The 14,505-nt window shown below is 57.3% G+C and carries 13 protein-coding genes; 2 read left to right on the forward strand and 11 right to left on the reverse strand.

Features of this window, described 5'->3' with window-relative positions:
- Positions 1 to 198: 198 nt before the first annotated feature.
- Positions 199 to 1,668, forward strand: a complete 1,470-nt coding sequence (locus LC093_RS13100; protein WP_226665430.1) for a lytic polysaccharide monooxygenase — start codon at positions 199 to 201, stop codon at positions 1,666 to 1,668.
- A 61-nt stretch (positions 1,669 to 1,729) separates the two neighbouring features.
- Here LC093_RS13100 and LC093_RS13105 read toward each other — a convergent pair whose 3' ends face one another.
- On the reverse strand, positions 1,730 to 2,926 hold the full coding sequence (locus LC093_RS13105) for a multidrug effflux MFS transporter (protein ID WP_226665433.1): 1,197 nt from the start codon (positions 2,924 to 2,926) through the stop codon (positions 1,730 to 1,732).
- Between the two features lie 209 nt (positions 2,927 to 3,135).
- On the opposite strand from LC093_RS13105, the gene LC093_RS13110 reads away from it, so the two are divergent.
- A complete protein-coding gene (locus LC093_RS13110) occupies positions 3,136 to 4,152 on the forward strand; it encodes a succinylglutamate desuccinylase/aspartoacylase family protein (protein WP_226665435.1) in 1,017 nt (338 codons plus the stop codon).
- Between the two features lie 39 nt (positions 4,153 to 4,191).
- Here the strand turns inward: LC093_RS13110 and LC093_RS13115 are convergent, their stop codons facing one another.
- The 10 genes from LC093_RS13115 to miaA all read right to left on the reverse strand — a co-directional run bounded on the left by LC093_RS13115 (position 4,192) and on the right by miaA (position 14,460).
- The gene (locus tag LC093_RS13115; protein WP_226665436.1) at positions 4,192 to 5,418 is read right to left on the reverse strand and encodes a lytic murein transglycosylase; all 1,227 of its coding nucleotides are present in this window, start codon (positions 5,416 to 5,418) and stop codon (positions 4,192 to 4,194) included.
- Between the two features lie 126 nt (positions 5,419 to 5,544).
- Positions 5,545 to 6,201, reverse strand: a complete 657-nt coding sequence (gene trhA, locus LC093_RS13120; protein WP_226665438.1) for a PAQR family membrane homeostasis protein TrhA — start codon at positions 6,199 to 6,201, stop codon at positions 5,545 to 5,547.
- A gap of 159 nt (positions 6,202 to 6,360) precedes the next feature.
- A complete protein-coding gene (locus LC093_RS13125; RefSeq protein ID WP_226665440.1) occupies positions 6,361 to 7,683 on the reverse strand; it encodes an adenylosuccinate synthase in 1,323 nt (440 codons plus the stop codon).
- Between the two features lie 116 nt (positions 7,684 to 7,799).
- Complete coding sequence (locus LC093_RS13130) at positions 7,800 to 8,990, reverse strand: ATP phosphoribosyltransferase regulatory subunit (protein ID WP_226665442.1); 1,191 nt, start codon at positions 8,988 to 8,990, stop codon at positions 7,800 to 7,802.
- 74 nt (positions 8,991 to 9,064) lie between these two features.
- Positions 9,065 to 9,250 carry a DUF2065 domain-containing protein gene (locus LC093_RS13135; RefSeq protein WP_226665444.1) on the reverse strand — a complete coding sequence of 62 codons (186 nt, stop codon included), beginning with the start codon at positions 9,248 to 9,250 and terminating at the stop codon, positions 9,065 to 9,067.
- A 152-nt stretch (positions 9,251 to 9,402) separates the two neighbouring features.
- Positions 9,403 to 10,278 carry a protease modulator HflC gene (hflC, locus tag LC093_RS13140; RefSeq protein ID WP_226665446.1) on the reverse strand — a complete coding sequence of 292 codons (876 nt, stop codon included), beginning with the start codon at positions 10,276 to 10,278 and terminating at the stop codon, positions 9,403 to 9,405.
- A gap of 12 nt (positions 10,279 to 10,290) precedes the next feature.
- Positions 10,291 to 11,436: an FtsH protease activity modulator HflK gene (gene hflK / locus LC093_RS13145; RefSeq protein WP_226665448.1), complete on the reverse strand. Its 1,146-nt coding sequence runs from the start codon at positions 11,434 to 11,436 to the stop codon at positions 10,291 to 10,293.
- Between the two features lie 124 nt (positions 11,437 to 11,560).
- Positions 11,561 to 12,898, reverse strand: coding sequence for a ribosome rescue GTPase HflX (hflX, locus tag LC093_RS13150; protein WP_226665455.1), 1,338 nt, complete (start codon positions 12,896 to 12,898; stop codon positions 11,561 to 11,563).
- A gap of 171 nt (positions 12,899 to 13,069) precedes the next feature.
- Positions 13,070 to 13,354 carry an RNA chaperone Hfq gene (hfq, locus tag LC093_RS13155; RefSeq protein ID WP_226665589.1) on the reverse strand — a complete coding sequence of 95 codons (285 nt, stop codon included), beginning with the start codon at positions 13,352 to 13,354 and terminating at the stop codon, positions 13,070 to 13,072.
- Positions 13,355 to 13,536: 182 nt separating this feature from the next.
- Positions 13,537 to 14,460: a tRNA (adenosine(37)-N6)-dimethylallyltransferase MiaA gene (miaA, locus tag LC093_RS13160; protein ID WP_226665592.1), complete on the reverse strand. Its 924-nt coding sequence runs from the start codon at positions 14,458 to 14,460 to the stop codon at positions 13,537 to 13,539.
- Between the last annotated feature and the right edge of the window lie 45 nt (positions 14,461 to 14,505).

Here is a 14,505-nt window from a genome sequence, read left to right on the forward strand (position 1 = left end):
CCTTTACGCCTTATCACAAAAAAACGTTTTGATCCCGCTTATTGGGACGGGCGTACCCTATTTTGGCGCGATATCCCTGCGACATTTCATCTACTTTCGCTAGCATAACCAGTGCTAGACAGCGCTGTCATTTTTGCCTAAGACAGTCTCCTGCGGTTGCTCTCTAACAAACCAACAATAAAGAAAGGATACTCTTCCATGAAATTCAATTTCAAAAAGCCGCGCCTGTACATGGCCGGTGCCACCCTGCCACTGGCGTTGCCGCTTCTCCTGCTCAGTAGTTCCTTCACCCAAAACGCTTCCGCGCACGGAAGCATGGAAGTACCCGAAAGCCGTATTTACAACTGCTTCCTCAATAACCCGGAAAATCCAACAGACCCCGCTTGTGCGGCGGCTAAAGAGGTTGGAGGCACACAAGCGTTCTATGACTGGAACGAGGTCAATCTGGCGAACGCCAATAGCCGACATCGCGAGCTGATTCCGGATGGCCAGCTCTGCTCCGCGGGCCGCAGTAAATACGCTGGTATCGATCTGGTGCGCAGCGATTGGCAGGCCACGCCAATTTCCCCCAAATCGGACGGCACTTTCGATTTCCGCTTCTACGCAGCGGCCGCTCACTCCACCAAGGATTGGGTTTTTTACGTCACCCGCCAGGGCTATACCGGGACCGAGCCGCTGAAATGGGATGACCTGGTTGAATTCTGCCGCCTGGGCGATATTCCTGTGGGCTCCGACAAACGCTACACCCTGAACTGCCCGTTCCCACAAGTGACCGGCAAGCATGTGATCTATACCACCTGGCAGCGTGACGACAGCACCGAAGCATTTTACGTATGTACTGATGTGATTCTGGGTGATGGCGGCAGCAGCCCCTGGGCCGATGAAGGTGCACTCAACGCCCAGTCCGACCTCAGTGCCGACAGTACTGTGACCCTGCGCCTGTTCAACAGCGCTGGTAACGATCAGGAAACCGTGACCTACACGCTCTCCAGCGATCAGACTGCTGCGGAATGGGCGCTGTCTTTCGCACAACAGGTTAACAGCCAGTCACAGTATGCGCGTATCGGCCTGCTGGATCCGGACAGCGGCAACATCAACCCGGTTCAAAGCAGCACCGATAACCGCATATACACCCAGGCAGACCTGAATCTGTCCGTACAAGTGGATATCGACACACCCAACAGTAATACTCCACCGCAAGCGGTACTCAATCTGAGCCCGGATTCACTGACCGGCGCGGGCAGTATTGCCCTGTCTGCGGCCAGCTCCACCGATGCCGATGGCGATACGCTGACCTACACATGGTCCACTTCCGCCGGTAGCCTCAGCAATACAACAGGTGTCGAATCCACCCTGCAGCTGAGCGCTCCAAGTGCGGCGCGCACGGTAACCGTAACCCTCGCCGTTTTCGACGGTACAACCACAGTAACCACCACCGGCACTGTCAGCCAGCAGCCAAGTGACGGTTCCGGTGGCGGTGACTACGATTACGTTTACCCGGATGGTATCGGCAGCTATGTGCCTGGCGAAACCGTAGTCCAGGGCAGCGATGGTGCGCTGTACCAGTGCCGCCCCTTCCCTTACGGGCAGTGGTGTAACATCAACAGCGCTTACCACTATGGACCAGGTACCGGTGCAAACTGGGAAGATGCGTGGATCAAACAATAAGCGGACTTTTCGCAAACAAAAACGCCCGGCAGTGCCGGGCGTTTTTGTTTGTCTCGTTGGTTCAGGTAGCGACTGACTCCGGGGCCTGACGCAGTGTCAGGAATGAGAGGAGCACAGCCAAAAAGCTGCATGTGCCGATACTTGCCACCAACACCAGGGGGCCACCATCAAAAGCCGTACTCACAACTCCAATGGCCACAACTCCCAACATCATCTGTAAAGTGCCGCCGAGCGCAGCGGCCGTGCCGGCAATCGGGCCATGGTGATCTAAAGACAGCACCATGGAAGTCGGCACGATCAATCCCAAGAACCCATTGCCAATCAACAACAGCAAGACCAAAACCGAAAACTGATCCCACCCGCTTAAAATCACTGCCAGGTTTAACAACGCACTGGCTGCAAAGCCGACCACGGCCCATCTGACCAGCGCCACACCTCCGAAACGCTCACATAAATTGGCGGCAAACTGGCTGGCAATAAAAAAGCCCAACGCATTTAGCGCAAATGCCAAACTGAACTGGGTCGGTGTAAGACCGTAGTGGTCGGTATATAGAAAAGCCGCGATGGACAGAAAAGAGAAAAAGCTCGCCATGCCCATGCCGCCGATTAACGTCATACCCATGAAGAACGCATCCCGGAACAGAATGCGGAAAGCACTCAGCATTGAATCAAGCCGAATGGACGCTCGCTGGGATTCAGGCAGGGTCTCAGGCAGGGCAAAATGAATTAACAGCAAGCTGGCTATGGTAGCCAATGCCACAGCATAAAAGACAGACGGCCATCCAAACGGGGTTATGAGAATACTTCCAACCAGAGGCGCCAACATCGGAGAAATCGAGATCACCAGCATCACGGTGGTCATCAAACGCGTCGCCTCGGTACCGGTATAACGATCACGGATGATGGCTCGCGGAATCGACATCACAGCGGCAGCGCCCACCCCCTGTAAAAAGCGCAGCCCGATCAGCCATTCAATGGTGGGAGCCAGCGCGCATCCAAGCGAGGCCAGCAGAAATAAAAACAGGCCAAAATACAGCGGCGGTTTGCGCCCGAACATATCGGCTGCGGGCCCATAAAAAAGCTGACATACTCCAAACGCTATAAAGAACGACATCAAGGTGTATTGCGAAGCCGCTGCAGGGACCCCAAACTCTTCTGCCATCACCGGCAGCGCGGGTAAATACATATCGATGGCGAACGGGCCGACGCAACTCAGCAACCCAAGTATCAGCGCCATTTTGAGTAAATCAGACTTCATACTTCCCTCTGTGTTAGCCCGGAACCCCAAGTGCCTCCGGACAGCCGCTGCACCGGATCATCACCGATGATAACAGGGCATAGTGCCACTCAGACTATGCTAATTAACCAGGATCTTAAACTTGGCCCGCGGTTAATCCGCATCAACTGACCAGCGAAATTTTGCCTGTCAGTTCCCGGGCGATAACCGGACCAACTTCCGGGAGAAATATGGAAGACGAATTCAAGATAGCGGGCATCGCCGTTGCCCGCGGCGAAACACGACGTATCGAATTGCCAATCGTTCGCCTCTATACCGATACCGAAATGGCGATACCGGTTTACGTACATCGCGGCAAAAAACGTGGCCCGACGATCTTTGTTTGTGCCGCGATCCATGGCGACGAACTCAACGGGGTAGAAATCATCAGCCGCCTGATCAATAGCCGGGCACTGAAATCACTGAGCGGCACCCTCATCGCGGTTCCGGTAGTCAATGTTTACGGCGTGCTGCACCAATCCCGTTATCTTCCGGACCGGCGTGACCTCAACCGCTCCTTTCCTGGATCTTCCCGCGGCTCGCTTGCCGCGCGCATGGCGCATGTATTCCTCGATGAAATTGTCTCCAAGTGCGACTACGGAATCGACTTGCATACCGGGGCGCTGCACCGCAGCAACCTGCCGCAGGTTCGTGCCAACCTGGACGATCAGGAAACGCGCGACATGGCCGATGCGTTTGGAGTTCCGGTACTGTTGAATTCCACCCTGCGCGATGGCTCACTGCGCCAGGCCGCAGCAGATCTCGGCGTACGCATCCTGCTGTACGAGGCCGGGGAAGCCCTCCGCTTTGACGAACTGTGTATCCGCGCCGGACTCAAGGGCGTGGTCAATGTTCTCCGCCACCTGAAGATGCTGCCCCAACGACGCAGTAAGCTGGGCATCGCACCGTTTGTAGCACGTCGCAGTGGCTGGCTCCGCGCCGGTGACAGCGGCATCGTCAACCACAAAAAACAGCTCGGTGATCATGTGAAGAAGGGGGAGACACTCGCGACCATTGCCGATCTCTACGGCAATGAGTTGGACAAAGTGTTGTGTGACGCCGATGGCATCATTATCGGCAAACAGAATATTCCGCTGGTCCAGGAAGGTGAGGCGATGTATCACATCGCCTATTTTCACGAGCCCCATGAAGTTCTGGAAAACCTTGAGTTGCTTCAGGACACGCTGTTACCGGAAGAAAACTTCTAACAAAAAGCGGAGCCCAGGCTCCGCTTTTTCAGCAGTCACTTACTGCTTGCGCAGCAGTTCCAGCACCTCTTTGCTTGGGAAGCCCTGCAGCTCGACACCGGCACTTTCCTCAAACTTGAGAATGGCTTTGCGGGTGCCACCCCCGGCTTTGCCATCGATCTCACCATCGTAGAAGCCCTTCTCTTTCAGTTTCGTCTGCAGCTCAACCACTTCATCGTGATCGAGGCGCGTGAAGGGACGCTTCCAGTCTTTGGTCAGGGGCGCTGCACCACCGATCTGGTCGGCAAGAATACCTACCGCAGCAGCATAGCGATCCGAATTGTTGTAACGCTTGATGACAAAAAAGTTCTTCAGCATCAGGAATGCCGGGCCACCGCGGCCGGCGGGCACCTTCAACTCGGCGATGTCATCTTTGCGCGGGAATGCCTTGCCTCCTACGCGTTTTACCCCGAGCTTTTCCCACTCCGAAATTTTCAGTTTGCCGGCGGGCAGTTTGCGGTCGGGGATGGTGACTTCATAGCCCCAGGTCTCACCCGTGCGCCAGCCGTTTTTCTTCAACAGGTTAGCCGCGGTTGCGAGCGCATCCGGCACCGAGTTCCAGATATCGCGTTTGCCATCGCCATCCATATCCACCGCATAGGCCTGGTAACTGGTGGGGATAAACTGGGTATGGCCCATTGCGCCCGCCCACGAGCCGGTGAGGTGGCTCTCATCAATATCACCGCTCTGTAATATTTTCAGTGCCGCTAGCAACTGGCTGGTACCAAACTTTTTACGCTTTGGATCCGCATACGCCAACGTCGCCAGGGATCGGATGACGCTGCGCATCACGGTCTTGTTGTCCAGGATCGCGCCAAAACTGGATTCCATGGACCAGATGGCCAGCAAAATATTCGGGTTCACACCGGACTGCTTTTCAATTTTATCGAGCCAGGATTGCAGTTCCTGCTTCTTCGCTTTACCGCGTTTCACCGCGTACGGGGTGATACGATTGTCGAAATACTGCCACGCAGGTGCCTTGAATTCTGGCTGGTAGCTGGCCTTGTCCAGCACCCACTGGTCAGGGGAATCGATGCCCTTGAATGCGCGATCGAAGGTTTCGGCGGTAATGCCTTCCGCCATGGCTTTTTTACGAAATTCTTTTTTCCACTTTTCAAAACCCGGGTCTGCGGCGGCGCTAGCGAAATGCGGCGCGGCAACCAACAGGCTGAGAAATAGGATAACGGTGCGGACGGAATGGGAGAATGATGTGAATGAAAGGCCCATGACAACTCCTTGGCGATAGCAGCTCGCTCAAGGGTAGAACGGAAGCCCGTCGACGGAAAGGGCTGAGAGTCGTCGGTCAGCAATGCTGTGACCGACCCGACACTCTATTCAACGGCTTTTTGACATTCAGGCTGCCGGCGGGATCACGTAAAACAACACCGCAAAGAAGTGCAGCGCACCCCCCGCAAGAACAAACATGTGCCAGATTGCATGATGAAAGCGCAGGCTGCGCCAGAGATAAAACGCGATGCCGCCGGTATAGCACAGGCCTCCCAGTACCAGCAGCCACAGGCCGCCTGGCGCGAGGTTATCCATCAGCGGTTTGATCGCCGCGATAACAACCCACCCCATAAGGGCACTCAGGGTTATGGAGAGTGCGCGGATTTTCTTTAATGGGGTGAACTGGATAATCAAGCCGAGCAGCGCCAGCCCCCAGATTACGCCGAAAATTGTCCAGCCCCAGGGTCCCCGCAGGGTTACCAGGGTAAACGGGGTATAAGTGCCAGCAATCAGCAGGAAAATGGCCGAATGATCAATGGTACGCAGTACCTGCTTGGCCCCCGCGTGGCTGATGCTGTGATAGAGCGTGGAGGCGGAAAAGCACAGAATCAGGGTCGCCGCGTAGATACTGCTGCTGACAATGTGCCAGGCGTCCCCGCGCAGCGCAGCGAATCCGCACAGCACACCGAGTCCGGCAATGGCGAGCAAGGCCCCTATCCCGTGGGTAACGCTGTTGGCTATTTCTTCCGCAAAACTGTAGCGGGCGACAGTACTGGCTGGCATCTGAGCTTTCCCCAATGCAGATCGACTCCGCCAGTATGGCAAAGTTTTATGACCATAAATTGATAAACGGTCTCATATTCGGGATTTACAGGCCGGGTGGCAAGCAGAGAATGGGACCGGCGGGTATCCGCCGGTCCCGGAGCAGGATGAGCGAACAGATCAGACGCTCGGGCTGTGGATACCCATTTCACACAAAGCAGATGTTTCACGCACGATGGTCTGTACGCGATCCGGGCCGGTGGAAATAATGTCGATGGGCGCACCAACAAGCTCTTCGATACGCGCAATGTAGTTACGCGCAGCCTGGGGCAGGTCGGCCTCGCGGCGCACACCATACGTGGTATCGCTCCAGCCCGGCATGGATTCGTAAACCGGCTCGACACCTTCCCAGCCTGCGGCATCGAAAGGTACCGGGATCTCTTCACCCGCGGCATTGCGATAGCCCACACAGATTTTCACTTCTTCCAGGCCATCCAGTACATCCAGCTTGGTCAGACACAGGCCAGAGATGCTGTTGATACGGATCGCGTGGCGCACGGCGATTGCATCGAACCAACCGGTGCGGCGCTGGCGGCCAGTGGTCGCGCCAAATTCATGGCCTTTTTCACCCAGGTGGCGACCGACTTCACAGTCGAGCTCAGTGGGGAAAGGACCGCCGCCGACACGAGTGGTGTAAGCCTTGGTAATACCCAGCACATAATCCAGGTACAGGGGGCCGAAACCGGAACCGGTCGCAGTGCCGCCCGCAGTGGTGTTAGAGGATGTCACGAACGGGTAGGTACCGTGATCGATATCCAGCAGCGAGCCCTGAGCGCCTTCGAACAGGATGTGTTCGCCGTTCTCGCGCGCCTTGTGCAGCATATCTGCCACGTCGGCAATCATCGGCACCAGCTCTTCGCGCCAGGTTTCCGCAACCTTGAGGGTCTCCTCGTAGCTCACCGGCTCGACTTTGTAGTACTGGGTCAATGCGAAGTTGTGGTACTCCAGCAGTTCTTTCAGCTGGCCACAGAAGTTGTCCCAGTTGCACAAGTCGCCGAGGCGCAGGCCGCGACGGGCCACTTTGTCCTCGTACGCCGGGCCAATGCCGCGGCCAGTGGTGCCGATGGCCTTGTCGCCACGGGCTTTCTCGCGCGCCTGGTCCAGGGCCACGTGTACCGGCAGGATCAGTGGACAGGCGGGAGACAGGCGCAGGCGCTTGCGCACCGGAACGCCGGCGTCTTCAAGCCCGCCCATTTCCTTGAGCAGCGCTTCCGGAGACAGCACCACGCCGTTGCCGATCAGGCAGGTAACGTCGGGGCGCAGCACGCCGGAAGGGATCAGGTGCAGTACGGTTTTCTCACCGTTGATCACCAGAGTGTGGCCGGCGTTGTGACCACCCTGAAAGCGGACTACCAGCGCCACTTTCTCTGTCAGCAGGTCGACAATCTTGCCTTTGCCTTCGTCGCCCCACTGGGTGCCCAGCACCACTACATTCTTGCCCATGTGCGTAAATCTCGTGTCGTCAGTTCAACGTTAGACAGGCGATAACAAAACAAAAAGGTCGGCCGCGCCCGTCAATAACGGCCTGGAAATTTCAAGTCAACTAGATAGCTTAGGGTTCAGCCCCTGGGCTTCACCACCCAGGTGTCACCGTCCTTTAGCAGTTCGCGGTCACAGCGGGCCAGGGTCTCGCTGTCACTGGCGCCCTGCTCTGGCATTGCACTGATAACGATCTCGCCTTCAGCGCGCAATGCTTCCACCTTCTGCCACAGTTGCCCGCAGCCATCCTGCGGTGCCAATATCGCGCCCGCTTCGCCCGCGCCATTGCCACCCAGGTTGTTGATGGTCACCAGGTCAGTACTGAAGCCGGTGGCCGCCCGGTCGCGACCAAATACCGCGCCAATACCGTTGTAGCGACCGCCGTTGGCCAGCGCCTGTCCATGCCCGGGGCTGTATGCGGCGAAGACCAGTCCGGTTTCGTAATCGTAACCGCGCATTTCGCCCAAATCGAAAAACAGAGCCACTTCGGGGTAGCGTCGGGCGATAGCGTCCGCAACCTGTTGCAGTTCTTCCAGGGCGCCACGCACCACTTCTGGTGCGGTATCAAAAACTTCACGCGCGCGCGCCAGACATTCGGTACCACCGGCCAGTCGCGGCAGGGTACGCAGCCATTTTGCGGGCTCCGCACCACCAATATTCTCTTCCACCCAGCGCTCGATATCCGCCACCGCCTTGCTTTGCAGCAGCGCAATAAGCTCTTGTTTCTGGTCACTGTCAAGGCCGGCAGCTTCCGCCAGGCTGCGGAAAATGGCCACATGGCCAAAGTCCAGATGTATCTCCCGAATCCCCGCAGCGCGCAGGGTTTCAATCATCAGGGAAATGACCTCAATGTCGCCGTACAGGCTTTCCACACCATAGAGCTCCGCACCGATCTGGATTGGCGCGCGCGGCCCCATTGGGGTACGCGGACGGGTGTACAGTACCTGCCCGGCATAGCAGAGACGGTTGGCGCCACTGCGGGGAAAACTGTGGGAATCAATACGTGCCGCCTGTGGCGTGATGTCCGCGCGTATCCCGAGACTGCGCCCGGAAAGCTGATCCGTTACCCGGAACGTGCTGAGGTCGATGTCGCGCCCCATACCAATCAGCAGCGAATCGGTAAACTCCACCATCGGCGGGATAATGAGCTCGTAGCCCCAGCGGTGGTAGAGATCCAACAGGTTTCTGCGCAGGGTTTCCACGCGTTTGGCGTCTGCGGGCAAAATCTCGGCGATGCCATCCGGTAGCATCCAGCGTTCGGCTTGAGTCATGATGTACGACGTTCGACGGTTAACGAGGCGGTCCAAGGGTTCGGTGAAGCCCGAGCAAGTCTGTATCTTGGCGATCAGCGAAGCAGTGTGAGCAGGGCTGCGCCTGCAAGCATCGAGATCAGCCCGGCAGTGCGCAGGCTGCGATTATCCACAGATGCGAGGCGCTGCACCAGTGCGCGCCAGCGCTCCGGGTAAAGAAACGGCAGTATGCCCTCGATGATCAGCAGCAGACACAGGGCCCGCGCCAACTCTTCCCACACGGCAGTAGTCCTTCCTGGATACCAACTGATAGAGAGTCACCACAAACCGGGCCGGCACAAAAAAACCGGGCGCCGGCCCGGTTTTGGGGATTTTACCATCAATTGCCGGGGCTGTGACCAGTCCCGGCAATTGACTGGGCAGGTTCCAGGGCTTATTTGCCTTCTGGATCCTTCAGGTAACGGAAGAACTCGCTGTCCGGATCGATCAGCAGCATGTCGCTCTTGCTCTTGAACGACTCCCGATAGGCCGTCAGGCTGCGGGAGAAGCGGTAGAACTCGGGGTTCTTGCTGTAGGCCTCAGCGTAGATCTGGGCGGCCTCTGCATCACCCGCACCCCTTAGCTCTTCCGCCTTGCGATAGGCCTCGGACTCAATCACCACCTTCTGGCGATCGGCATTGGCGCGGATGCGCTCACTGGCTTCCTGACCTTTGGCGCGGTGATCCCGGGCTTCCAGTTCACGGCCGGCGCGCATGCGCTGGAACACCGAGTCGGAAACTTCCGCCGGCAGGTCAATGCGCTTTACCCGCACATCGATCAGCTCGACACCCAGATCCTTCTGCGCTTTCTCATTCAGGTTCTTGGTGATTTCCGCCATCAGCTCATCGCGCTGGCCGCTCACCACCTCGTGCAGATCGCGCACACCAAACTGGTTACGCAGGCGGTCGTTGATCTGTTCCGACAGCAGGCGGACCGCATTGGCCTGATCGCCACGGGTGGCCACATAGAAACGCGCCACATCGAAGATCTTAAACTTGGCGAAAGAGTCCACCATCATGAACTTGTTTTCGCTGTTCAACATACGTACTGGCTGCGAGTCCACGGTCTGTACCCGGGCATCAAACTTCACCAACTGGTGTACCAGTGGGAGTTTGAAATAAAGCCCGGGCTCGTAATCGACGCGCACGAGCTCACCAAAGCGCAGCAGGACGGCTTTTTCGGTTTCCTTGACCACAAACGCGCTGCTGGACAATACCAATAGACCAACCAGCACCAGGGCAATCACCAGCAGTGATTTGTTGTTGTTCATTGCATTCCCCCCTTAACGCACGTCGCGGCTGCGACGGCTGTTGGCGACTTCGGTGCGCAGCTGATTGATAACCCGCTGGGTAATATCGTCAATCACCTGCGGTGACACCTGGCGCGCCTGAGAGGCCTGAGTGGCACTTTCCTGGGCCAGTTTGTCGAGCGGCAGATACATCATGTTGTTGCCACCCTCGACATCCACCATCACTTTGGACGTATTGCTCATTACATCCTGCACGGCATCCAGATACATACGCTCACGGGTCACTTCCGGTGCGCGCTGAAATTCCGTCAGCAGCTGGGAGAAACGGGAAGCCTCACCGCGGGCACTTTCAACCACGCGGGATTTGTACGCCTCGGCCTCTTCGATCATGCGCTGTGCCTGACCGCGCGCTACCGGGATTACCTGGTTGGCGTAAGCCTGGGCTTCATTCTGCAAGCGCACTTCGTCCTCACGGGCCTTGGTTACGTCATCGAAGGCATCCTGAACTTCACGCGGCGCCTTCGCGTCAGAGAGGTTCACGGTGTCAATGCGGATACCAGTCTGGTAGAGATCCAGGTATTGCTGCAGACGCACCTGGGTATCGGCGGATACCTGGGTACGATTCTGGGAAATAACGCCGTTAAATGTCAGTGAACCCACCACGTGACGCAGGGCGCTGTCCGTGGCTTCCTGCAGGCTCTTGAGCGGCTCTCGCACACGCAGCACAAAGGACTCGGCATCGTTGATATGCCACTGTACCGTGAGCACGACTTCCACGATGTTCGCATCTTCAGTCAGCATCTGGCCGGTGGTGCGCTCGGTACGGACCTCGGTCATGTTGACCTTGGTGACGTGGTCGATCATCGGCGGGTTCCAGTGCAGGCCCGAGGTCACGGTTTCGTGGTATTTCCCCAGGCGAAGCACTACGGCCGATTCGTTGGCGTTTACCTGATAGAAGCCCCAGAGCCCGTAGAGAACCGCCAGCACTACCAGCACCAGCGTCCAGGGAAAACTGCCGCCAGAGCTGCTTTCCGGGTCAGTGCTGCGGCCGCCAAACAGGCCATTGAGTTTCTGCTGGATTTTGCGCAGCAGCTCGTCGAGATCCGGTGGGCCATCGTTATTGCGATTGCCACCACCCCATGGGTCTTTGTTATTACCACCCGGTTCGTTCCAGGCCATCTATAAACTCCAGCTCTTTAGATTTATCAATCGTTAGTGTCGCGAAATTCTAGCATTGATTGCCGGGGCTTATCCGCGTACAGCACCGTATTCTTCCGATTGCAGCCAATCCAGCCGCTCAAAATTATTCCAGTTCCCAGTCTTCTGGCCTGGGTTCACTTTCAGGATCATCGGGCAGCCATTGCGGCGCGCTTGCCACTTCCCGGAATGGCGCCATTAACCGCTGTAATTCCGAACGCGGCAGTAGTACCTGCAATTCCACATCGCCGTTGTCGCGAAAACCTTCTTTCTGCACGGCATTGCTTGCAAACAATTGCGCACGTAGGCGCGCATGCTGTGGCGGAACAACCAAAACGCCACTGACCATCTGCTCGCCAATGCGCTCGGCGATCGCCTCTACCAGCAACTCACAGCCCGCACCCGTTGCCGCAGACAACCAGACCGCGACAGGCTCACCCGCTTCATTGCGGTCGATACGCGGTTCCATATCGGCCAGCAAATCAAGTTTGTTGTACACCATAAGGTGCGGCAAATCGGCGGCACCGATTTCCTCAAGTACCAACTGTACTTCTTCCACCAGATGCAGGCGGTTTTCGGCCGCCGCATCCACCACATGCAGCAGCAGAGTTGCATTTGCAGCCTCCTCCAGTGTGGCGCGAAATGCCTCCACTAGCCGGTGAGGAAGGTGGGATACAAAACCTACCGTGTCTGCAAGAACCATGGCGCCGACATTCGGCAATTCAACCCGGCGCATGGTCGGGTCCAGTGTCGCGAACAGCTGATCGCGTACATAGACATCAGCGCTGGTGATGCGATTGAACAACGTAGACTTGCCCGCGTTGGTGTACCCGACCAGAGACACCGTTGCCACATCGGCACGGGACCGGGCCCGGCGCCCCTGCTCTCGCTGGCGACGCACCTTGTCCAGGCGCTTTTCAATGGAATCAATACGCGCACGCAGCAGGCGGCGGTCCGTCTCCAACTGCGTTTCACCGGGACCGCGCAAACCAATACCACCCTTCTGACGCTCAAGGTGCGTCCACCCCCGCACCAGGCGGGTCGACATATGGCGTAACTGGGCGAGTTCTACCTGTAACTTACCTTCGTGGGTCCGCGCACGCTGGGCAAAGATATCCAGGATTAACCCGGTTCGATCCAAAACCCGACACTTGAGCTCGCGCTCGATATTGCGCTCCTGGCTGGGAGAAAGTGTGTGATCGAAGATCACCAACTCCGCGCCGTGTTTTTCTACAGTCTCGTGAATTTCTTCCAACTTGCCGCGACCGACAAATGTCTTGGGATCAGGGGTGGCGCGTTGGCCAAAAATGAATGCCACCGGGTCGGCGCCGGCGGAAAGCGCCAGTTCTTCGAACTCCCGCGGGTCGTCGGGGCTGTCGATGGCAGATAGATCCAGATGTACCAGCACGGCCAGTTCACCGGATTCCGGGCGATCAAAAAACAAGGATTATTCTCTATGGGGTCAAAATTGCACCGTTTTCATGGTGCCCAACAACAGACGCCCCGGACAAGCCGGGGCGCCATGTACTAATCGCGATGGTGAATCACTGGTTGGCCGACTGCTTCCTGGCCAATTCCGGATGTCCACCAGTCTTCGGACGTTCCGCTTGGGAACTTAACCGAAGGTTTCGCGCTCACCGCCTTCCGGGCTACCGCCTTCAGCGCCCTGGCCAGCTGGATTCATCAGCGGCACTCGCACGGCACGAGAAGGAACAACGGTGGAAATCGCGTGTTTGTAGACCATTTGGCTTACTGTGTTTTTCAGCAACACAACAAATTGGTCGAATGATTCAATCTGGCCCTGCAGTTTGATGCCGTTGACCAGATAAATGGAAACCGGGATACGCTCTTTACGCAGAACATTGAGGTAAGGGTCTTGTAAGCTGTGCCCTTTTGACATCTTTTTTCTCCTTGCCAAAAGATAAATCGCCAGATGACGCACGATCGCGCCCGCGAACTCCGCGGACTAAATACGGCCATGGTGATAAGGCGTATAAAAAAGAGCCGAAATTGTAATTGAAGGCTCTGTGAATAACTGACTGACAGGGACTGGATACACCAGCCCACTGACGTTATGGCTGCTCAACCGAGAAATTTCAAGGCCTCAGTCAACATTTCATCAATTTTGCGAATTTTGCCGCCATCGTCCTGTGCATAGATGTAGGACACATCCGGCCAGCGCCGCAACCAGGTCAACTGCCGCTTAGCCAGCTGACGGGTAGCCGCAATGCCGGCCTCTACCATCTGGCCGTAGTCAAGTTCACCCGCCAGGTACTGCCATACCTGCCGATACCCAACCGCCCGGATCGCCGGTAGATCTTCATGCAGGTCGCCGCGTGCGCGCAGCCCCTCGACTTCCTGAATGAAGCCATTGGCCAGCATCCGCTCGAAACGCTGGGCAATACGCTCATGCAGAATAGCCCTGTCCCGCGGCACAATCGCCAGCTGCTGCACCTGGTACTTATCCACAAGCGCGTCGCGCTGTTGCTCAGCGCGCAACTGGGTCATCGTTTTGCCCGAAAGGTGGTACACCTCCAGCGCGCGCTCAATGCGCACCGAGTGGTTCGGGTGCAACTCGGCTGCCAGCTCGGGATCAATCGCCGCCAGCTCACGATGCAATGCCGGCCAACCCTCTTTCGCCGCGCGCGCCTCGATTTCGGCGCGAAACTCGGGGTCTGCCTCGGGCATTTCCGCCATGCCGTGTAACAGCGCGCGAAAGTACAGCATCGTGCCGCCGACCAACAGCGGTATTTTTCCTGCCGCGCTGATTTCGGCCATGGCGGCCAGGGCATCTTCGCGGAAGCGCCCGGCGGAATAGCTTTCCGCGGGGTCGCAAATGTCGATCAGGCGGTGGGGATATCGGGCGAGCTCTTCCGGTGTCGGCTTGGCGGAGCCAATGTCCAGCCCGCGGTACACCAATGCCGAATCGACACTGATCAACTCCACGGGTAAATGTTCGCTGATGGCCATCGCCAGGTCAGTCTTGCCAGAGGCCGTTGGCCCCATCAGGAAAATGGCGCGGGGCTGCTGTATACCGTCCACTTCGGAGCT

The sequence above is a fragment of the Microbulbifer aggregans genome (genome assembly GCF_020524005.1).
Taxonomy (GTDB): Bacteria; Pseudomonadota; Gammaproteobacteria; order Pseudomonadales; family Cellvibrionaceae; genus Microbulbifer; species Microbulbifer aggregans_A.

Coding starts and splice junctions, on each gene's coding strand:
- LC093_RS13130 (WP_226665442.1), bottom strand. CDS start 8,990: ATGACTCAAGCCGAACGCTGGATGCTACCGGATGGCATCGCCGAGATT.
- miaA (WP_226665592.1), bottom strand. CDS start 14,460: ATGGGGCCAACGGCCTCTGGCAAGACTGACCTGGCGATGGCCATCAGC.
- trhA (WP_226665438.1), bottom strand. CDS start 6,201: ATGCCAGCCAGTACTGTCGCCCGCTACAGTTTTGCGGAAGAAATAGCC.
- LC093_RS13110 (WP_226665435.1), top strand. CDS start 3,136: ATGGAAGACGAATTCAAGATAGCGGGCATCGCCGTTGCCCGCGGCGAA.
- LC093_RS13125 (WP_226665440.1), bottom strand. CDS start 7,683: ATGGGCAAGAATGTAGTGGTGCTGGGCACCCAGTGGGGCGACGAAGGC.
- LC093_RS13100 (WP_226665430.1), top strand. CDS start 199: ATGAAATTCAATTTCAAAAAGCCGCGCCTGTACATGGCCGGTGCCACC.
- hflC (WP_226665446.1), bottom strand. CDS start 10,278: ATGAACAACAACAAATCACTGCTGGTGATTGCCCTGGTGCTGGTTGGT.
- hflK (WP_226665448.1), bottom strand. CDS start 11,436: ATGGCCTGGAACGAACCGGGTGGTAATAACAAAGACCCATGGGGTGGT.
- hfq (WP_226665589.1), bottom strand. CDS start 13,354: ATGTCAAAAGGGCACAGCTTACAAGACCCTTACCTCAATGTTCTGCGT.
- LC093_RS13115 (WP_226665436.1), bottom strand. CDS start 5,418: ATGGGCCTTTCATTCACATCATTCTCCCATTCCGTCCGCACCGTTATC.
- LC093_RS13105 (WP_226665433.1), bottom strand. CDS start 2,926: ATGAAGTCTGATTTACTCAAAATGGCGCTGATACTTGGGTTGCTGAGT.